At 69.6% G+C, this 19,129-nt stretch carries 22 protein-coding genes and 1 tRNA gene; 14 read left to right on the top strand and 9 right to left on the bottom strand.

Features of this window, described 5'->3' with window-relative positions; genetic code table 11:
* Positions 1-205 (top strand): hypothetical protein (locus tag ACFV3I_RS17330; protein WP_378823769.1); only part of this gene is annotated, 205 nt, incomplete at its 5' end.
* 297 nt (positions 206-502) lie between these two features.
* Here ACFV3I_RS17330 and ACFV3I_RS17325 read toward each other — a convergent pair.
* The 4 genes from ACFV3I_RS17325 to galU all read right to left on the bottom strand — a co-directional run bounded on the left by ACFV3I_RS17325 (position 503) and on the right by galU (position 3,107).
* Positions 503-575: transfer RNA gene (locus ACFV3I_RS17325), tRNA-Ala, on the bottom strand.
* Positions 576-626: 51 nt separating this feature from the next.
* Positions 627-1,478: a hypothetical protein gene (locus tag ACFV3I_RS17320; protein WP_136046239.1), complete on the bottom strand. Its 852-nt coding sequence runs from the start codon at positions 1,476-1,478 to the stop codon at positions 627-629.
* Between the two features lie 83 nt (positions 1,479-1,561).
* The gene (locus ACFV3I_RS17315) at positions 1,562-2,173 is read right to left on the bottom strand and encodes a GNAT family N-acetyltransferase (RefSeq protein WP_136031613.1); all 612 of its coding nucleotides are present in this window, start codon (positions 2,171-2,173) and stop codon (positions 1,562-1,564) included.
* Between the two features lie 46 nt (positions 2,174-2,219).
* Positions 2,220-3,107: a UTP--glucose-1-phosphate uridylyltransferase GalU gene (galU, locus tag ACFV3I_RS17310; protein ID WP_136031593.1), complete on the bottom strand. Its 888-nt coding sequence runs from the start codon at positions 3,105-3,107 to the stop codon at positions 2,220-2,222.
* Between the two features lie 40 nt (positions 3,108-3,147).
* Here galU and ACFV3I_RS17305 point away from each other — a divergent pair, with 40 nt between their 5' ends.
* From ACFV3I_RS17305 to mscL, 3 genes are read left to right on the top strand one after another with little or no spacing between them, the layout of a single operon-like run.
* On the top strand, positions 3,148-3,744 hold the full coding sequence (locus tag ACFV3I_RS17305; protein WP_136031591.1) for a 5-formyltetrahydrofolate cyclo-ligase: 597 nt from the start codon (positions 3,148-3,150) through the stop codon (positions 3,742-3,744).
* Positions 3,745-3,758: 14 nt separating this feature from the next.
* Positions 3,759-4,031, top strand: a complete 273-nt coding sequence (locus ACFV3I_RS17300) for an FmdB family zinc ribbon protein (RefSeq protein WP_136031589.1) — start codon at positions 3,759-3,761, stop codon at positions 4,029-4,031.
* Between the two features lie 26 nt (positions 4,032-4,057).
* Positions 4,058-4,468, top strand: a complete 411-nt coding sequence (gene mscL / locus ACFV3I_RS17295) for a large conductance mechanosensitive channel protein MscL (protein ID WP_136031587.1) — start codon at positions 4,058-4,060, stop codon at positions 4,466-4,468.
* Between the two features lie 89 nt (positions 4,469-4,557).
* Here mscL and ACFV3I_RS17290 read toward each other — a convergent pair whose 3' ends face one another.
* On the bottom strand, positions 4,558-4,728 hold the full coding sequence (locus ACFV3I_RS17290) for a hypothetical protein (RefSeq protein ID WP_366626569.1): 171 nt from the start codon (positions 4,726-4,728) through the stop codon (positions 4,558-4,560).
* 28 nt (positions 4,729-4,756) lie between these two features.
* On the bottom strand, positions 4,757-8,476 hold the full coding sequence (locus ACFV3I_RS17285) for an AAA family ATPase (RefSeq protein ID WP_378823767.1): 3,720 nt from the start codon (positions 8,474-8,476) through the stop codon (positions 4,757-4,759).
* A 129-nt stretch (positions 8,477-8,605) separates the two neighbouring features.
* On the opposite strand from ACFV3I_RS17285, the gene ACFV3I_RS17280 reads away from it, so the two are divergent.
* A complete protein-coding gene (locus tag ACFV3I_RS17280) occupies positions 8,606-9,175 on the top strand; it encodes a methylated-DNA--[protein]-cysteine S-methyltransferase (protein ID WP_308194327.1) in 570 nt (189 codons plus the stop codon).
* Positions 9,176-9,270: 95 nt separating this feature from the next.
* On the opposite strand, the gene ACFV3I_RS17275 is transcribed toward ACFV3I_RS17280, so the two are convergent.
* Both ACFV3I_RS17275 and ACFV3I_RS17270 read right to left on the bottom strand, forming a co-directional pair.
* The gene (locus tag ACFV3I_RS17275; protein WP_206253002.1) at positions 9,271-10,908 is read right to left on the bottom strand and encodes a cation acetate symporter; all 1,638 of its coding nucleotides are present in this window, start codon (positions 10,906-10,908) and stop codon (positions 9,271-9,273) included.
* Positions 10,905-11,252, bottom strand: coding sequence for a DUF485 domain-containing protein (locus tag ACFV3I_RS17270; protein WP_136037065.1), 348 nt, complete (start codon positions 11,250-11,252; stop codon positions 10,905-10,907). The genes ACFV3I_RS17275 and ACFV3I_RS17270 overlap by 4 nt, the downstream gene beginning before the upstream one ends.
* 110 nt (positions 11,253-11,362) lie before the next feature.
* Between ACFV3I_RS17270 and ACFV3I_RS17265 the strand changes: the two genes are divergently transcribed.
* Both ACFV3I_RS17265 and ACFV3I_RS17260 read left to right on the top strand, forming a co-directional pair.
* Positions 11,363-12,220 carry a LuxR C-terminal-related transcriptional regulator gene (locus tag ACFV3I_RS17265; RefSeq protein ID WP_136037066.1) on the top strand — a complete coding sequence of 286 codons (858 nt, stop codon included), beginning with the start codon at positions 11,363-11,365 and terminating at the stop codon, positions 12,218-12,220.
* 71 nt (positions 12,221-12,291) lie between these two features.
* Positions 12,292-12,642, top strand: a complete 351-nt coding sequence (locus tag ACFV3I_RS17260) for an Lsr2 family protein (protein WP_378823766.1) — start codon at positions 12,292-12,294, stop codon at positions 12,640-12,642.
* A gap of 17 nt (positions 12,643-12,659) precedes the next feature.
* Here ACFV3I_RS17260 and ACFV3I_RS17255 read toward each other — a convergent pair whose 3' ends face one another.
* Positions 12,660-13,322 (bottom strand): MarR family winged helix-turn-helix transcriptional regulator, encoded by a 663-nt coding sequence (locus ACFV3I_RS17255; protein ID WP_247637583.1) that lies wholly within the window; start codon positions 13,320-13,322, stop codon positions 12,660-12,662.
* A gap of 73 nt (positions 13,323-13,395) precedes the next feature.
* Here ACFV3I_RS17255 and idi point away from each other — a divergent pair, with 73 nt between their 5' ends.
* Genes idi through ACFV3I_RS17220 form a run of 7 tightly spaced genes read left to right on the top strand, consistent with a single transcriptional unit; the run spans position 13,396 to position 19,087 of the window.
* Positions 13,396-13,917, top strand: a complete 522-nt coding sequence (gene idi, locus ACFV3I_RS17250; RefSeq protein WP_247637584.1) for an isopentenyl-diphosphate Delta-isomerase — start codon at positions 13,396-13,398, stop codon at positions 13,915-13,917.
* A 3-nt stretch (positions 13,918-13,920) separates the two neighbouring features.
* Positions 13,921-15,003, top strand: coding sequence for a polyprenyl synthetase family protein (locus tag ACFV3I_RS17245; protein ID WP_136031569.1), 1,083 nt, complete (start codon positions 13,921-13,923; stop codon positions 15,001-15,003).
* Positions 15,000-15,908 carry a squalene/phytoene synthase family protein gene (locus tag ACFV3I_RS17240; RefSeq protein WP_206252998.1) on the top strand — a complete coding sequence of 303 codons (909 nt, stop codon included), beginning with the start codon at positions 15,000-15,002 and terminating at the stop codon, positions 15,906-15,908. The genes ACFV3I_RS17245 and ACFV3I_RS17240 overlap by 4 nt, the downstream gene beginning before the upstream one ends.
* Positions 15,905-17,494, top strand: a complete 1,590-nt coding sequence (gene crtI / locus ACFV3I_RS17235; RefSeq protein WP_136046247.1) for a phytoene desaturase family protein — start codon at positions 15,905-15,907, stop codon at positions 17,492-17,494. The genes ACFV3I_RS17240 and crtI overlap by 4 nt, the downstream gene beginning before the upstream one ends.
* A 44-nt stretch (positions 17,495-17,538) precedes the next feature.
* Positions 17,539-17,841 carry a lycopene cyclase domain-containing protein gene (locus ACFV3I_RS17230; protein WP_206253531.1) on the top strand — a complete coding sequence of 101 codons (303 nt, stop codon included), beginning with the start codon at positions 17,539-17,541 and terminating at the stop codon, positions 17,839-17,841.
* Entirely contained in the window at positions 17,838-18,197 is a 360-nt protein-coding gene (locus ACFV3I_RS17225; protein WP_378823763.1) for a lycopene cyclase domain-containing protein, read from the top strand. Before ACFV3I_RS17230 ends, ACFV3I_RS17225 begins: the two co-directional genes overlap by 4 nt.
* Positions 18,194-19,087, top strand: a complete 894-nt coding sequence (locus ACFV3I_RS17220) for a prenyltransferase (RefSeq protein ID WP_378823761.1) — start codon at positions 18,194-18,196, stop codon at positions 19,085-19,087. The genes ACFV3I_RS17225 and ACFV3I_RS17220 overlap by 4 nt, the downstream gene beginning before the upstream one ends.
* The last annotated feature ends 42 nt before the right edge of the window (positions 19,088-19,129 follow it).

Below are 19,129 nucleotides of genomic sequence, written 5' to 3'. Positions count from 1 at the left end.
AGTGCACGCTGTTGAGTTCTCAAGGATCGGATGCTCCCACGACCCAGCCATCACAACCAGGCCCGCAGGGCAACTTCTCTATCTTAGCCATCCCGTTTCCGTTGTCAAATCGCCGTTCGGCGACCTGCTCGAGGGAACGAGTCAGCACCTTCATCCGGATTGCTCTATCGAGCTCTTCTGGAATCGGGAGGTGTTCGATGCTTGACGGGAGCCGGTCCGAGGACCTCCGCTCAACCGTTTGGGGCGAACAGGTAATAACTTACGTGGATTCCGGGGGTCGGGCAAATCGCCCCATCCGCCCGGGCGTGTCGCACCCCCACCCGGCGGATTCCGGCTCGGATCCTACGCAGCGGTCGCCGGGCGACGGGTCCGCGACGCGCGCTCACGTTCTGCTGCGGCATCGAACCATTCGCGCCGAGATGATGTTGCGGACGGAACGGAAGCCTCGGGCGGAGACGAAGAAAGCCGCCGGTGACCCGGCGGCCTTCTTCATGTGTTGTTGTGGACCTAAGGGGATTCGAACCCCTGACCTCCTCGATGCGAACGAGGCGCGCTACCAACTGCGCCATAGGCCCGTGAACGAGTTCTACGTTATCACGATGCGCGGGGTGCTCGTGTCGGCGCAGTCAACCAGCCGCTCGCCGTGCGAGAAGCTCGCGAACGTGCGCCTCGATCTCGGCGTCGTCCACGAAACCCATCCGCGCGTACGGAGAATCCGCCGCGGGTGCGGGGATCGCGACGGGGGGAGCGGGAGCGAGGCGCTCAGCGCGCTCCCGCAGCTCGGCGCGTCGCGCGGCGTCACGTCGCGCCTGCTGCGCATCCATCTCGGCACGCGCGACGTGCGCTCGCGAGCCGGTGACCGAGACCATCGGTTCGGGAAGCGGGCGCGGCGTCCAGGTCGCCCGCCCCTGGTCGTGAAGCTCCGGAGCGACGCGCTGCGCTTCCGCCGGCACCGCGACCCGGGGTCGGCGAGCCGCGCGTACCGCCACCGACGCCATGCGCTGCAGGATCAGTGCGGCGATGAGGGTGAGCGCGCCGCCCACCCACAGGAGCACGGAGGATCCGGCGGCAAGGAGCTGCCATACGCCGAACCCGGCGGCGACGAGGCCGAGCAGAAGCGTGGACGTCGCAAGCATCCGCGTGCGCCGACGCGCGCGTGCACGCCGGACCGCCGGGTCCGCCTTGGTGGCAGCGAGCTGCTCGCGCAACGCCTCGAGCTCGGCCGCCTCGCGCTGCGACTGCACGCGCTTCGCGAGCTTCTGCTGAGCGAGCACCGTCCGGGCATTGAGCTCGACGTGCACCTCGCTCGGCGTCTCACTGGTCTCTGCCAGCACGCGGAGGGCCTGGTTCAGCCGCACGGCGTTGCGCTCCGCGGCGTTGTACTGGAAGCGTCCGCGCCAGGACGGCAGGAGATAGAGCATCCACAGGAGCACGGCGACGAGCACGATCACTCCCCCGCTCAGCACCGGCCCGTCCATAACGACAACGGTAAGGGCAGCGGGGTGGCGCCGCCGTGCAGCCGGGCGCGTGTCGCGGTGTGTCCGGGCGGAATAGGACTGGATCAGAGCGAGATGCGGTCCGAAGGAGGGACGGCCGCGGCCTCAGGCGGGACCTGACCGCTCAGCCAGCGGGCGAGCACACCCTGGGGCACGTCTTCCCGGGTGAGTGCGAAAGCGTAATGATCGCGCCAGTCGCCATCGATGTGGATGTACCGGCGACGAAGGCCCTCGTACCGGAAGCCGAGCTTCTGCACGACGCGGAGACTCGCGGCGTTCTCGGGTCGGATGCAGATCTCCATCCGATGCAGACCGTACTCCGTGAAGCAGGCGTCGGTCGCGAGGGCGACAGCGGTCGGAGTGATCCCCCGCCCGGCGAACCGCTCGCTGACCCAGTAGCCGATGGTCGCGGAGCACAGGGATCCCCGCGCCACTCCCCACACGTTCAGCTGCCCCGCGATCTCACCGTCGCACTCCATGACGAACGGATAGCCACCGCCGTCGCGGTACTGCTGAAGCAGTCGCCGGATGCTGAGGCGCATGTCGAACGACACGGCGCCATGCGGCACTGTCGCCTCCCACGGCTGCAGCCACGACCGGTTCGTCAGCAGCTCGTGCTGAAGCGGCCTGGCGTCCTTGGTCCTGATCAGGCGCAGCTCAACGGGCCCGTGCCGCATCCCCGCCATCATCTCCATGCCGCACCCCGACCGCCCGCGCGATCGCCTAGAGGCGCTCCGCGAAGTCCTTCAGCCAGGGGCGGAGCTCGGCTCCGAGATCATCGCGGTCGGTCGCCAGCTGCACGATCGCCTTGATGTAGTCCACACGGTCACCCGTGTCGTAGCGGCGCCCGCCGAACACCACGCCGACGACGCCGGGACCGCCCTCGGCCGTCGCGAGCTCCTGCAGCGCGTCGGTGAGCTGGATCTCGCCGCCCTTGCCCGGCTCGGTCCGCTCGAGGATCTCGAAGACGGACGCGGGGAGCACGTAGCGGCCGATGATCGCGAGGTTCGACGGCGCATCCTCCTTGGCGGGCTTCTCGACGAGACCGGTGACCCGCACCGCGTCGGATCCCTCGATCGGCTCGACGGCAGCGGCGCCGTACATGTGGATGCTGTCCGGGTCGACCTCCATGAGCGCGATGACGGCCGCGCCCGTGCGTTCGTGCTGGGCGATCATCTCCGTGAGCAGCGGGTCGCGCTCGTCGATCAGGTCATCACCCAGCAGCACGGCGAACGAACTGTCACCGACGTGCGTGCGGGCACGCAGCACCGCGTGCCCGAGCCCCTTGGGCTCGCCCTGACGCACGAAGTGGATGTCGGCCAGATCGCTCGACTTCATCACGCGCTCGAGCCGACCGGTGTCGCCCTTCTCCATGAGCTTGACCTCGAGTTCGGGTACCGAGTCGAAGTGGTTGGAGATCGCGTTCTTGTTCCGCCCGATGATCACCAGGATGTCCTCGATGCCGGCATCGGCAGCCTCCTCGACCACGTACTGGATCGCCGGCTTGTCCACGACGGGGAGCATCTCCTTCGGCATCGCCTTCGTCGCTGGCAGGAAGCGGGTCCCCAGTCCTGCGGCGGGAATGACGGCCTTGATCTTCTCGTTACCCATCCCCACAGCCTACCGCCGGGCCCCGCCCTAGACTCGGAGCATGTGGAAAGACGTCGAGCACGCCAAGCGAGCCCTTCGGGCAGACCTGCGTGAACGGCGTCAACTCCTCTCCGACCCGCAGCGTGAGGCGGCGGCGAACGCGATCGGCGAACGCCTCGACGCGCTGGTGGATGAGCTCGGCGCACGGTCGATCTCCTGCTTCCTCTCGACCACCACCGAGCCCGGGACGCGCGACTTCGTGACCCGCGCTGTGCGGCGGGGAATCCGCGTGCTGCTGCCCGTCACGCGCGCCGACGGGCTGCTCGACTGGGCGGTCGCCGACGACACCGACGAGGTCGCCGAGGGTCTGCACGGACTGCCGGAGCCGACCGGCGAGGTGCTCGGCCCGATCGCGGTGAACGACGTCGACCTCATGATCGTCCCCGCCGCCGCCGTCGACCGCTCCGGCATGCGCATGGGCTGGGGACGCGGCTACTTCGACAAGACGATCGGCTCCATGGAGAAGTGCCCGCCCGTGTATGCCGTCATCTATGATTCCGAGATACTCGACGCACTGCCGCGGGAGGTGCACGATCAGCCGGTGGACGGCATCGTCACCCCGACGCAGACCCTGAACCTGTCGCCCCGGCGACGCTGAACCGCAAGGACCCCATGCCCACCTACGCCTATGCCTGCACGACGTGCGGGCACCAGTTCGACGCTGTCCAGAGCTTCTCCGACGACGCGCTCACGGTCTGCCCCGAGTGCGGCGGCCCGCTGCGCAAGCAGTACGGCTCCATCGGTGTGACCTTCAACGGCTCCGGCTTCTACCGCACGGACTCGCGTGCCGGAAGTGGCACATCCGCGACGGGTTCGGCATCATCGAAGGCGGGTTCGACGACGGGGGCCAAAACGACCGCCGCATCGACCCCGGCCTCGAACTGAGGTCGCACGATATTTGGGGGTTTCCCGTGATCAAGGGATTCAAAGAGTTCATTCTGCGCGGCAACGTCATCGACCTCGCGGTCGCCGTCGTGATCGGCGGTGCGTTCACCGCCGTCGTCAACGCGATCGTCGCCAGCATCATCAATCCGCTGGTGTCGCTGTTCTTCGTCGCGGACGCAGCGGGGAAGTTCGGCCCGAAGATCACCGGCCTGTACGGGCAGGAGGTCACCTTCCCGATCGGTGACCTGATCACCGCGATCATCAGCTTCCTCGCGGTCGCCATCGTGGTGTACTTCGCCTTCGTGATGCCGATGAACATCTACAAGGAGCGTCGCGCGAAGAAGAACCCGGTCGTCGAGGAGGCCGCCCAGGCCAGCGAGACCGAACTCCTCGCGGAGATCCGCGACCTGCTGCAGAAGCAGCAGCGCGGCGCCTGACACCGGGCCGCGCCCCCACGCGGCACAGAACTCACGACGCACGGCCCTCCCGAGGGCCGTGCGTCTTTCTTGTGCAGGGCACTGCCGTGTCAGTAGTGCGGCGGCACGTCGCGCAGGAGTTGCTCGTCGTTCGGGCCCTTGGCGCCCGCGGGAGCGGTCCGGCGTTCGTCGCCGGTCGCGGTGGTCGCCGCCTCAGGGGCCGTGTCGCTCCCCGGAACCGGTGTCAACCGGGCCCGGCGAGCCCCGGGCACCCGAACCACGCGCTGCCGAGGCTCCGCGTCGCCGCTGTCACTCACGCCCGCGGTCGCCGAGGTCGATGGGCTGCGTGTCGTTCTCGGCCCGAGCCGTCGACTCCGCGATGCCGAGCACGGACGCGATGCGCGTCGCCACGGTGCGCGGGTCGCTGTACAGGTCGAACGCGTGCACGCGCACATAGTGCCACCCGAGGCGGCGGAGCACGTGCGGGCGCAGGCGCAGCGTCTCGCGCAACGATTCGCCGCGCGACTCCGGGTCGGACTCGATCACGACCGCCTTGCCCCGATGCTGCGCCACGAGCGGAAGCAGTCCCCGGTAGTCCACGTCGACCGAGGCTCCGAGTCGTCGCAGCTCCCGCGCGAGGGCCAGCGTCAGTGGATCGGCGAGATCCTCCAGACGTGCGTCACGCGCGCGCGTGGCCAGACCGCCCAGGATCGACATGAGGGTGGCGGCGCCGTGCTCCAGCCGACCGTCGTCGAACGCCGACGGCCGGATCGACGACACCAGGACCATCGACCGGCGCGCCCTGGTCATGCCCACGGTGAGCAGACGCTCGCCGTCCGGGGTCGACAGGTCGCCGAAGTCGCTGAGCACCCGTCCGTGCTTGGTCAGACCGAATCCGAGCGAGAAGATCACGCGGTCGCGGCTCTCCGCCACCGACTCCTCGAGCGTCAGGACCGCGAACGGTTCGGCGGTGTCACGGCCCACGAAGTCCGCGACATCCGAGCGACCGGCGAACGCGGAGGTCACCGCCGCGCGCACCCGCTCGGCGTGGCGCGTGCTCGCCGTGACGACCATGAGCGACTCGGCGGGACGGTGGACGGCATGCTCCACCACGAGCGTGACCACCCGCGCGACCTCGGCGTCCGGGCTCTCGACCGCTCCGGAGACGGGGTCGGGAGTGCCCGTTCCCCCCTCCACGTAGTCGACCGTGAGGCTGCCTCGGCCGAGATAGGACCCGGCCCACGGGAGGGAGACGATCTCCCCGCCGTAGAACGCGTCATTGATGAGCTCCGCGAGGTCCTCACCACCCGCGCGATAGCTCCGGGTGAGGGTCATCACGGGCAGCAGCTCGGACAGGCGCTCGAAGACCGACACCTCGTCGAACGGGACCTCGGCCTCCCACTCCTCGGACGGATCGACGGCGATGTGGAACGGCGTGGGCCGCTGTGTCACCGGATCACCGAACGCGACCACCTGGCGCGCGCGACGGATCGCCGGGGCGGCCTCCGCGAGATTGATGGCAGCGGCGTCGACCAGCAGCACGGTGTCGAACTCCACCGAGTCAGGGATCTCCGGCACGAGGTACGGCGACGAGATCCACACCGGGGCGAGCACGTCGACCAGGGTCGGCGCCGCGCTCACGACCTCCGCGGTCGTGGTCGACGGCTGGGTCAGCGCACGGCGCAGATGCTGCGACTGCTGCGGCTCGTCGACGATCGCGATACGCCACTGGTTGGCCAGCTGCCACGCCAGCAACGGTCCCGCCATCGCCGCATGCGCCTCGTCCACAAGCCGGAAGTCGCGCTCGAGCCGGTCGACGACGGCCGTGTTCGCACCCAGCAGGGACCGGTTGTCCTGCAGCGCCCGCTCCAGCAGCGACTGCCACCACGCGAACTCGAGCTCCTCCCCCACCTGGGCCTCGGACACATGTCGCACCGAGAGCTCAGTGAGCAGCGGCTCCAGCCCGAGGAGAGCCAGCTTGTCGCGCAGCTGCGCGCGCTCGACGAGGTTCTCGAACACCTCGGACTTCGCCGCGAGACCCGCCAGCATCCGCACCAGCCGCGCGACCGGGAGGGAGGACAGAGGCTCACGGCGTCCCAGGGCCGCATCCAGTTCCGCCAGCTCCGCCTCGACCCGCTGCCAGGCCACGTAGACGTCGGCGAGCCCGAGCGGGATCTCCGGAGCGACGCCCGCATCGACATAGCGCTGCCACTGCGTGCGCTGCGTCTGGATGCGCAGCAGCGCCTCGTGCATCTCGGTCACGTGCACACCCGGACGCACGTACTCCTTCGCCAGCCGTCGCAGCCGACGACGGTTCGCGCCGGACATCCCCGGCGTATCGCGTCGTGAGCCGTGCGCCTGGATGAGCTCGCCGAGCGGCCGCTCGAACACGGTCGGGCTGAAGCGATCGAGCGTGTCGCGGATGCCCTGCAGCAGGCGGAGGTACTCGCCGAGCTCGTCGATCGTGGCGAAGGGGCGCATATGCGTCTGTGCGATCAGCTCGTAGCCGCGCTCCAGGAGGGCCGGGACGCTCGTCGCGTGCAGTCGCCCGGCGAGCTCGTGTGCGGCACGGGCGGCCTCGGTGCTGGCGAACGTGACGCCGTACCAGGGAGAGTCGTTGGGCCCGACGCGGAACTCGCCGAGACGAGCCGCGTGCGCGAGGGCCTCGGCCGCGTCCGTCCGATCGGCGGCGAGTCGCCGGAGCGCGTCGATCCCCAGCCTCGCTGTGGTCGAGGGCGGAACCGGAAGGGAGGCGAGGCGGGTGAGATGGCGCGTGGCGTCGAGGACCGAGGCGTCGAGCCCCGGCACGGGTGACGTCAGTGCCTCACGGTAGTCGCGCAGCACAGTGCGGAGCCGGACGAGTGCGTCGTCGACCTCGCTCACCTTCGGCGCCGTCGCCTTCTCGTTGCGGCCGATCGCCTTCACGAGGTCGCGTCGCACGCTGGCGGGCGACACGGCGAGGCTGTCCAGCCCGATGCCGGCGAGACGGTGGCGCACGCCGTCGAGAGTGGACCGTCGCGCTGACACCACGAGCACGCGCTTGCCCGCCCGGACCAGCTCGCCCATGGCGTTGATGACGGTCTGCGTGCCCCCGGTCCCCGGAAGCGTCGCCACGGTCAACGAGTGCCCGGCCGCGATGCGTGCGAGCACCGCCTCCTGTTCGGCGTCGGCATCCAGAAGAAGGTTGTCCGACGCGGGGGCACGATCGTCCGGGCCCGTGTGATGCGGCACCGCCCGGGGCGCAGCGAGCTGTTCGCGATCCCCGACGTGGCCGCCGAGAGCGTTGAGCACGGTGTGGTCGAGGGTTGCGCCATCGCGGGACATGGCGGAACCGACGTCGGCGAAGGTCGATACGACGAGACGCGGCTCGACGGAGAAGGTGTCGATTGATCGCGTGAGCGCGCGGAGACTGTCGATCACCGGCTGCGGCTTGAAGATGCCGCCGTCGTACGCGAGAGCAGCGAGGGCATCGGCATCGATCGTGAGACCGAAGTGCTCCCTCGCGATGCGCACGAGCTCGGGGTTCACCTCGAAGGCGCCCTGGAGCTTGAGCTCGAAGTCGGTATGGTGACGGCGGATCGCGAGCGGCCGCAGCAGCACGGGCGCGGCGAACCACGCGCCACCGATCCGCCATCGCGCGACACCGACCGCCAGGTGCACGGCCTCGATGCCACGGACCGTGCGCAGCTCGGTGTTCTTCGCGGTGATGCGCTCGGCCGCGAGTCGGGCGGTGCGCAGTCCCACCTCGTCGCGGAAGAGATTGGACAGCAGCGTGGACTTGCCGGTGATGAACTGCGGGAGGCTGCCGGGGTGGGCCTTGGAGATGTCGATGCCGGACTCCGGCCCGTCACGGAAACTGGTGAGCGGGGAGGGACCTCCGAGATCAGCCGCCTCCGCCTTCAGCCTCGTCCGCTCGGCCTCGGCGGCATGCGCGATGTCCACGCCGGTCGAGGTCTCGTGGAGGTCGCCGAGAGGCACAGCGGTCTCCGCCGCCGTGCCGTCCGCAGACTTCCCTTCACGTCGCCACACACTCACACCCTAGGCGCGCGACCGCCGGAGGCCGGTATCCCTGGCGGGTTTCCGCCGAAAATCCGCGCATCCGTCCCGCGTTCACCCTCCCTCCCCCGCCAAGGCCTCGGCTCAGGTTCTCCACGGTCCGTGAATCGCGACGAGCGCAGCATCGTCCTCATCGGCCGCGCCCACCAGGATGGTGCCATGAGCTTCCGCTACGACTTCGCCCCGACGCCGTTCGGCGATGCCCTCGCCGTGTTCTCCGACGAGGGCATCGTGCGCTTCGACCTCTCCGAGTCGGAAGACCCGAGCGTCCCCTGGCTGCTGGAGGGGGTGTCTCGGCAGCTGGGCGCCGTTCCCGCCCCTGCCCCCGGCGCCGCCGACGAACTGGCGCAGCTGCTCCTCGACTACTTCGACGGCGATCCGGTGCGGTTCGACACGCACCTGCGCATCGACTGGCGACTCACGGACGGCTTCGCGCGGCGAGCGCTGCAGACCATCTGCGAGATCGAGTGGGGGCAGACCATGAGCTATGGGGAGGTCGCGATCCTCGCCGGCCACCCCGGAGCGGCCAGAGCGGTCGGCACCGCCTGCCGCGTCACGCCCTTCTCCATCATCGTCCCGGTCCATCGTGTGGTGCGGTCCGACGGATCACCGGGCCAGTACGGCGCGCACCCCGACCGCAAACGATTCCTCCTCGACCTCGAGTCCCACTGAGCCTCCCGACCCCACGCACCCGACCCCGCAGAGAAGTGGACCCGGCGAGTAGGCCGCCGGGTCCACCTCCCTGTTCCGCCGAGGCGACGGGGTCTCTAGTGGTCCACCGCCTTCTCGGCACCGAAGCCGGTGAGGGAACGGACCTCCATCTCCGCAGCGAGCTCGGGCGACTCGCGTCGGGTGCTCGTGACCGTGCCGAGCCAGCCGAGGAGGAAGCCCAACGGGATGGAGACGATCCCCGGATTGTTGAGTGGCCACACCGCGATGTCGATGCCGGGGATCATCGACGTCGGCGTCCCAGAGAAGACCGGAGACAGGACGATCAGCAGGATCGCCGAGCCCAGGCCGCCGTACATGCTCCACACCGCGCCACGCGTGGTGAACCTCCGCCAGAACAACGAGTAGAGGATCGTCGGCAGGTTCGCCGACGCCGCGACGGCGAAGGCGAGCGCCACCAAGAACGCGATGTTCTGCCCCTGAGCGCCGATACCGCCCACGATCGCGAGGATGCCGATCACGATGACCGTGCGACGGGCGACGCGCACCTCGCCGTTCGGATCGGCCTCGACCGGGTTCCCCGCGGCATCCTTGCGTCCCTTCTGGATCACATTGGCATAGATGTCATGGGCGAACGACGCCGCAGCCGTGATGGTCAGCCCGGCGACCACCGCGAGGATCGTGGCGAACGCGACGGCCGAGATGAAACCGAGCAGCACGGGGCCGCCGAGCTGCAGCGCCAGGAGCGGTGCCGCCGAGTTCACCCCACCGGGTGCTGCCGCGATCACATCCGCTCCGACGAGCGCGCCGGCGCCGTAGCCCAGTACCAACGTCAGCAGGTAGAAACCGCCGATGAGCCAGATGGCCCACACCACAGACCGCCGCGCCTCCTTGGCCGTCGGCACCGTATAGAACCGCATGAGCACATGCGGCAGACCGGCGGTACCGAGCACCAGGGCCATGCCGAGGGAGAGGAAGTCCCACGGATTCGCCCCGTACTGCAATCCGGGCGCGAGCACCGCGTCACCCTTGTCGGAGTTGGCGACCGCAGCCTCAAGCAGCGTGTTGAGGCTGAACCCGTTGAGCGCGAGCACCCAGATCGTCATCCCGAGAGCGCCGCCGATGAGCAGGACCGCCTTCACGATCTGCACCCACGTGGTTCCCTTCATCCCCCCGATCAGGACGTACACGATCATGAGGATGCCGACCACCGCGATCACGATCGACTGTCCGACGCGCCCGTCGATGCCGAGCAGCAGCGAGACGAGCCCGCCGGCGCCGGCCATCTGCGCGAGCAGGTAGAAGAAGCACACCGCCAGGGTGGTGATGGCCGCCGCCATGCGCACCGGGCGCTGCTTCAAGCGGAACGACAGCACATCCGCCATCGTGAACTTCCCGGTGTTGCGCATGAGCTCGGCCACCAGCAGGAGCGCGACAAGCCAGGCCACGAGGAACCCGATCGAATAGAGGAAGCCGTCGTACCCGTTGATGGCGATCGCACCGCAGATGCCGAGGAAAGACGCGGCGGACAGATAGTCGCCGGCGATCGCGAACCCGTTCTGCGGCCCCGTGAACGAACGCCCCGCCGCATAGTAGTCCGCCGCCGTCTTGTTGTTCCTGCTCGCGCGGATGACGATGAACAGGGTCACCGCCACGAAGGCCAGGAAGATCGAGATGTTGAAGACCGGATTGATCTCGAGGGCGACGGTGTCGGTAGCCGTCCGAATACCGATCATGCGTCGGCCTGCGCCTTCTCCAGTTCATCCCTGATCTCGGTCGCCAGCGGATCGAGTCTGCGATTTGCAAATGCGACATATGCCATGGTGATCGCGAATGTCGTGACGAATTGTCCCAGTCCGAAGAGCAGACCGACCGTGATATCGCCCCACACCCGCTGCGCCATGAAGTCGCGCGCGAATGCGGCCAGCAGCACATAGACGAAGTACCAGACCAGGAAGAAAGCAGCCAACGGGAAGATGAACGATCTCTGCGTTCGCTTCAGCCGGACGAATCGCGGAGACTGTTCGACGGCGACGTAGTCGATCGCTCCGCTCTGAGGGGTCGGTTGATGGTCGTTCATGGGGCCTCCTTGCCACATGTCCCGTGCTCGCGCGGCTCGATCCGCCCGAATGGTAGGGTCGACGCTACGAAACGGGGAACGGCGCCGTCACCCCCGAAAGTAGGTATTCCGTGACCTCTCCGATCGCCGCTGAGACCGAGGCGGATCTCGTCGCCAATGCGGTGCGCGAGCTCGCACGACGCACACGGTTCCCCGTGGCCTTCGGCGGTCTCGTGGAAGAGGGCGTGGTGAGCGTCACCAGCATCGTCGGGGCCCGCACCCGGTCGCTCGACGGGCTGCGCGTCCGACCGGAACGGGGTCTCGGCGGGCGCGCCATGATGGAGTTGCGGCCGCGCATGACCAGCGACTACGGCTCCTCACGGCAGATCACGCACGACTACGACGTCTTCGTCCTCGGCGAGGGGCTGCGCACGCTTCTGGCCCTGCCCATCGTGGTGCAGGGACGCTCGCGCGGCGTTCTGTACGCCGGTGCCTGGGACCACGCGCAGGTCGGCGGGGTGACCACGGCGCCCGCCATGCAGGTGGCGCAGTCGGTGGCGGACGAGCTCCGCATCAGGGACGAGGTGCAGCGGAGGCTCCGTGCGGCGACGGAAACGCCGCCGACCGTCGCGGCGCCGCAGCGCGAGGAGCTGCGTGAGAGCTTCGCCGAACTGCGCAGCATCGCCGCCGCGGTCGAGGACGTCGATGTGCGCGCGCGTCTGGCTCAGGTGGAGCGGCGTCTGCTCACCCTTGCCGGTGAGACCGTGCCGCCCACCACCGCCCCGGTGCCGGTGGTGCACCTCTCCCCTCGGGAGACGGATGTGCTCGCGTGCGCGGCGCTCGGCGCGACGAATGCCGAGATCGCCGCGCAGCTCGGCCTGAGAGAGGGAACGGTCAAGGCATATCTGGGGACCGCGATGTCGAAGCTCGATGCTTCGACGAGGCACGCCGCGGTGACGAAGGCACGCCGCGCCGGTCTTCTCCCCTGAACTGCTTCTCTCTCCGGCCGAGCGACCATGAATTATTGCTGCGTTTGCGTGCCGCAGGTACAGTCGCATTCATGGCGAGAAGAATTGTGCATCAACTGGTCGACGATATCGACGGCAGCGTCCTGGAGGTCGGTGAAGGCGAGACCGTGCGTTTCTCGTTGAACGGAACGTCCTACGAGATCGATCTGAACGCGGCGCACGCGGAGGAATTGCGCGCCGCACTCGAGCCGTATATCTCCGCGGGCCGCCGCGCCGGGAGCGGATCATCCGCGCCGTCGCGCTCGAGTTCCACCCGGAAACGGCCGGCACGCAACCCCGAAGTCGCGGCAATCCGCGCGTGGGCGAATGAGAACGGCTACACGCTCTCAGAACGCGGGAGGATCCCCGCCCCCATCCTCGAAGCCTACAAAGCGGCCCAGTGACACGGTCCCGCCCCACCTCACGGTCGGGCGGGATCTTCTTTTGCGCCCGCCGTCGCCCACGGCTCATCGCGGAGGGTGATCTCCTCCGTCATGTCCTTCAGGAAGCGGATCACGACATCACGCTCGGCCGAAGACAGCCGAGCGGCTGCATAGAAGCGCTTCGCCTGCTGTCGGCCGACGGTCTCCATCGCGGCGTGCCGCGTCTCCGGCGTGATGGTGATGGCGAGCGCACGACGATCGGTCGGATGAGGCGACCGCCGGATGTGCCCGCCCTTCTCCAGCCGGTCGAGGAGCTTGGTGGTCGCCGCCGTGGACACGCCCAGGTGATGCGCGATGCCGCTGGGGGTCGCGACCATCGCACGGTTGGCACACACGATCAGATAGTGCAGCGCGCGCATGTCGGTCTCGTTGAGCTGCATGTATCGCCGCGAGGCCTGCGACAGCCGCTGCTCGGCGTCTCGAAGATCGCTCAGCGCCTCCATGACGAGGGCGATCTGGCGCAGATCCTCCGGGGGCACCCCGGTGCGATCGATCAGTGTGCTGCGCGGGTCGCTCGCGTCGACGTGGTAGATCGATCCGTGACTCAGCCCGTCTGCGCTCTCCGTCGACGCCGATTCAGCGGAGGAGTCCGCGGCCACAGCCGCCCCGGAGCGCAGGGTGGTGCGGGGCTCGGTGTCCATGCGATCATGTTACACACGAACAGATTCATGCTAAGTTGATATTTCACCAAGTTAGCTAAAGGACGGGGAAGTCATGCAACAGGTCACGCTCCTCGCGGAAGACGGGACAGCCGTCGGCGTCCTTCCCAAGCACGAGGTCCACACGTTCGACACCCCCCTCCATCTGGCCTTCTCGTGCTACGTCCTCGACCCGTCCGGGCGCGTCCTCGTCACGCGGCGCGCCCTGACCAAGCGCACCTGGCCCGGCGTCTGGACCAACAGCTTCTGCGGACACCCTCAGCCCGGCGAGGACATGGCGGACGCGGTGCGGCGGCACGGCCTGCACGAGCTCGGCCTCCGCGTCGACCAGGTCCGCCTCGTCCTCCCCGACTACCGCTATCGCGCCGTGGATGCGAGCGGCATCGTCGAGAACGAGATCTGCCCCGTGCACGTCGCCGTGCTCGATCACGATCCCGTCGCCAACCCGCAGGAGGTGTCGGAATGGGCCTGGGTCGACCCGGCGGCGCTGGCCGAGGCCGTGGCCCTCGCCCCGTTCGCGTTCAGCCCGTGGATCGTCGAGCAACTGCCACGCCTCCGCAGCCTCGGTGAGGTCTGAGCCATGAGCACGACCATCACGCACGAAGACCTCGGTACTCGGATCGAGGAGGTCCTGCGGCGGCGCTTCGCCGAGCGCGCCGTGGCCGCCGAGCATCACGGGGCCGAGTTCGCCGCGCTCTGGAACGAGGCCGCCCAGCACGCCCTCGGCGGCAAGCTCCTGCGTCCGCTCATGCTGATGGAGCTCTTCCCCGCGCTGGCGACGACCGTGCCCACCCGACGCGAGACCGAGGGCGCGATCGACGTGGCCGCGCACGTCGAGCTGTTGCACTTCGCGTTCCTGCTGCACGACGACGTGATCGACGGCGACCTCACGCGGCGCGGGCGGCCCAACCTCATCGGCTCCCTCGTGGCGCGGCGCCCCGACGAGACCGCGGCCGCCGCCCTGCACTGGGGACGCGCGAGCGCGATCCTCCTCGGCGATCTGCTCCTGTCGACCGCGGTGCTCGGCTTCGCCCGCGCCGAGGTGAGCGCCGACGGCCGCGAGCGGCTGCTGGCCCTGCTCGACACCACCGTGTTCGAGACCGTCGCGGGTGAGCACGCGGACGTCGCCCTCAGCGATGGCATCGTCACGCCCGACCTGCGGACCATCCTCGCCACGAGCGCGTCCAAGACCGCGACCTATTCTTTCGTGCTGCCGCTGCGCGCCGCTGCCGTCCTCGCCGGAGCCAGCGCGGAAGCCGAGGAGCAGCTCACCCAGATCGGCACCCACCTCGGACTGGCGTACCAGCTGCAGGACGACCTCCTCTCGGTGTTCGGCGACCCGCACGCACACGGCAAGGACGCCTTCTCCGACCTCCGAGAGGGCAAGGAGACCGCGATCATCGCGTACGCGCGCATGACGAGCCACTGGCCGAGCATCGAGCTGCGCTTCGGCACGGCCGACCTCAGCGCGTCCGACGCCGGCGACATCCGCGACCGTCTGCGCGAGTGCGGCGCCGAGCGCTTCGTCCGCGGACTCGTGCAGGAGCAGCTCACCGCCGTGTCGACCGTGCTCGCCGAGGCGGAGGAGTCCGGCACGCTCAGCCCCGCGGCCGGGCGCACGATCCTGGCGATCGCCGACCGCATCGAGGGCCGCCGCCGATGAGCCCCCGCCCCGTCGAACGCCCGGATCCCGCCGCCCTGCGCCGCTTCAGTCGCACCGCCGAGATCGCCACCACCGACGTCATCCGCACCTACTCCACCTCGTTCGGTCTCGCCACCCGGCTTCTCGGCACGCGGCATCGCCAGCACGTGCGCAACATCTACGCCATGGTGCGTATCGCCGACGAGATCGTGGACGGGGTCGCGGCCGAGGCGGGGCTGGACGCCTCGGCGCAGGCCGCGGCACTGGACTCGTATATCGCCGAGACCCACCGCTCCATGCGCACCGGGTACAGCAGCGACCTGATCCTGCACGCGTTCGCCCGCACCGCGAGGGAGTGCGCCATCGGCGAGGACCTGACGGGGCCGTTCTTCGACTCCATGCGTGCCGACATCTCCCGCGACGCCGGGTTCACCGCCTACGACGCGGACGCCCACGCCGCCTACGTCTACGGCTCGGCCGAGGTCGTCGGGCTCATGTGCCTGCAGGTGTTCCTCCGCGATGCCGACCGCACCCCGGAGGATCTGGAGATCCTGCACCGGGGAGCCCGGCGGCTCGGAGCCGCGTTCCAGAACGTCAACTTCCTGCGCGACCTCGCCGACGACACCGACCGCCTCCAGCGCGGCTACCTCGGTGGCACCGAACGGCTCACGGACGCCGACCGCGACGCCTGGGTCGCCACGGTCGAACGCCAGCTGGCCGACGCCCGCGCCGCGATCCCCCTCCTGCCGAAGGACGCGAGGGCGGCCGTCCGCAGCGCGCTGGCGCTGTTCGCCGCACTCACCCGCCGCGTCGCGAAGACCCCCGCCGCCGAGCTCTACCGCCGCCGTGTGCGTGTGCCGGACCCGGTGAAGGCGCTGCTCGCGGCACGGGCCGTCGCGACCACCGCGTGGGAGCGTGACCGATGAGCCGCGTCGTCGTGATCGGTGCCGGTGTCGCGGGGCTCGCGACCGCGGGGCTCCTCGCCCGCGACGGGCACGAGGTCGTGGTGCTGGAGCGCAACGACCGGGTGGGCGGACGCGCCGGAACGCTCGAACGCGAGGGCTTCCGCTTCGACTCCGGCCCCTCGTGGTACCTGATGCCGGAGGTGTTCGACCACTTCTTCCGGATGATGGGCACCAGCACCGAGGAGCAGCTCGACCTGACGCTGCTCGACCCCGGGTACCGCGTCTTCCGCGCACCGGAGTCGGCGGAGGGCGCTGTCACCGTTCCCGCGGGCCGCGATGCCGTCCGACGACTGTTCGACGACCTCGAGCCGGGCTCCGCTGCCACGCTCGACCGCTACCTCGACTCGGCGTACCACGCGGGCACCATGGCGCAGCGCTACTTCCTCTACAACCCGTTCACCCGCACGCGCTCCCTCGCGGCCCCGGAAGTGCTGCGCGCCCTCCCCCGCCTGTTCTCCCTCCTGGGAACCCGACTCCAGTCGTTCGCCGCCCGGCGCTTCCGCCACCCCGTGCTCCGGCAGATCCTGGGCTACCCGGCGGTCTTCCTCGGCACCGATCCGCGCAGCGCCCCCGCGATGTACCACCTCATGAGCGCGCTCGACCTCGATCAGGGCGTGCTGTACCCGCAGGGCGGATTCTGGCGCGTGGTCGAGCGGATCGCGGCCCTGGCCGAGGACTCGGGCGTCCGCATCGTGACGGGAGCCGAGGTCACCGGCATCCTCACGCGGGACGACAGCGCCGGGACGCACGTGTGGGGCGTGGGGTGGACGGACCCCAACGGAGACCAGCACGTGGAAGAGGCGGACATCGTGGTGTCCGGCGCCGACCTGCACCACACGGAGACCGCGCTGCTGCCGCCGTCGCTGCAGTCGTACCCCGAGTCGTGGTGGGCGCGGCGGACAAGCGGGCCCGGCGGGGTGCTGGTCATGCTCGGGGTACGGGGATCGCTGCCGCAGCTGCCGCACCACTCCCTGTTCTTCACCGACGACTGGGACGCGAACTTCGACGCGATCTTCGGGCGCACCCCGCAGATCCCCGCACCGGCATCGACGTACGTGTGCCGCCCGAGCGCGACCGACGCCGACGTCGCGCCCCCCGACCACGAGAACCTCTTCGTCCTCGTCCCGGTGCCCGCCGATGTCGACCTCGGCCATGGCGGATCGGACGGATCCGGCTCGCCGCAGATCGAAGCGGCCGCCGACGCCGCGATCGACATGATCTCCTCGTGGGCGGGGATCCCGGACCTGCGCGAACGCATCGTGGTGCGCGAGACCGTGGGACCTGCCGACTTCCACGACGACTACCACTCCTGGCGCGGCGGAATGCTGGGCCCGGCGCACACCCTGTCGCAGAGCGCGATGTTCCGCGCGCAGAACGCGTCGCGCCGAGTCCGCGGACTGTACTACGCGGGCGCCACGACGGCGCCCGGGGTCGGCGTGCCGATGTGCCTGATCAGCGCGGAGCTGGTGCTCAAGCGCATCCGCGGCGACCACTCGCCCGGTCCCCTCCCGGAGCCGGCGCCCTCGGAACGGACGGCCCGGCCGTGACCGGCGCGATCTACCTCGGCACCCTGCTGGTGTCGCTCGGGTGCATGCTGCTGCTGGACTGGCGCTTCCGCCTGTTCTTCTGGCGCGACGTGTTCGCCGCGGCCGTCGTGACGGTGCTCGGGGTCGCGTTCTTCCTCGTCTGGGACGTGGCGGGCATCGCCGCCGGGATCTTCTTCCGCGGTGATGCGGTGATCGCGACGGGCATCGTCCTCGCCCCGGAGCTGCCGATCGAGGAGCCGGTCTTCCTGGTGTTCCTGGTCGTGTGCACCATGGTCCTGTACGGCGGTGCCGTGCGGATCATGGAGCGCCGCCGCGCACGGTCGCCCCGCGCGGAGGTCGCCCGATGACGTATCTGCAGCTGTCCGCCGTGTTCCTGGCCGTCGCCGCGACGGGCGGCCTCGTCGCCGGGCTCGTGGCCCGGCGCGGTCCCCACGCCGGCGCTCTGGCCGCCACCGCCCTGACCCTCCTGGCGCTCACGGCCGTGTTCGACACCGTCATGATCGCGACCGGGCTCTTCCACTACTCCCCCGCACATCTCGTCGGCGTGCACATCGGTCTCGCTCCGCTGGAGGACTTCGCCTATCCGGTCGCCGCGGTGCTGCTGCTGCCCGCCGTGTGGACCGCCCTGCGGGCGCGACGTTCCCGTAGGGGAACCTCGGCCGCAGCGACCGCAGCCGCCACCGAACGGGAGGAGCGCGCATGAGCCGGGCGTCCGTGCCGCGCACGGGAGTCGGACACGACATCGCGCAGATCCTCCTGTCGTCGCGGCCCATCAGCTGGATCAACACCGCCTTCCCGTTCGCCGCCGCCTACCTGCTCAGCACGCGCGAGATCGACCCCACGTTCGTCATCGGCACGCTGTACTTCCTCATCCCCTACAACCTGGCGATGTACGGCATCAACGACGTGTTCGACTACGCGTCCGACCTGGCGAACCCGCGCAAGGGCGGGATCGAGGGAGCACTGCTGTCGCCGCGCATCCACCGCGCCACCCTGTGGGCCGCTGCCGCGACCAACGTGCCGTTCCTCGTCTACCTGTTCGCGGTCGGCAACCCTGCGTCGTGGTGGTGGCTCGCGGTGAGCGTGTTCGCGGTGATCGCCTACTCCGCGCCGGTGCTGCGCTTCAAGGAACGGCCGTTCCTCGACTCGATCACGTCGAGCACCCACTTCGTCAGCCCGGCCATCGTCGGCCTCGCCCTCGCGGGAGCTCCGGTCTCGGCGGCGACCGTGGTCACGCTCGGCGCGTTCTTCCTGTGGGGCATGGCAGCGCACGCGTTCGGCGCCGTGCAGGACGTGGGGCCGGACCGCGAGGGCGGCATCTCGTCCATCGCCACCGTGATCGGTGCCCGAGCCACCGTGCGCCTCGCGATCGGCCTCTGGGCGGTGGCGGGGGTCGCGATGCTCCTCACGCCCTGGCCCGGCCCCCTCGCGGCGGTACTCGCCGTGCCCTACATCGTGAACGCCGCACCGTGGTGGAACGTCACCGATCACACCTCCGGCAGGACCAACCGCGCCTGGCGCCGCTTCATCGCCCTCAACTACGTCGCCGGCTTCCTCGCCACGATGATCCTCATCCTCGCCTGGGTCTCCTGACTCCGACGCCCCCGCGACGAACCCACCTCCTCCCGAAAGGAA

Source organism: Microbacterium sp. NPDC059771 (assembly GCF_042732495.1).
Classification (GTDB): Bacteria; Actinomycetota; Actinomycetes; order Actinomycetales; family Microbacteriaceae; genus Microbacterium; species Microbacterium sufflavum.
The sequence above is the reverse complement of the archived record's forward strand: the minus strand, read 5'-3'. Positions and strand labels throughout refer to the sequence as shown.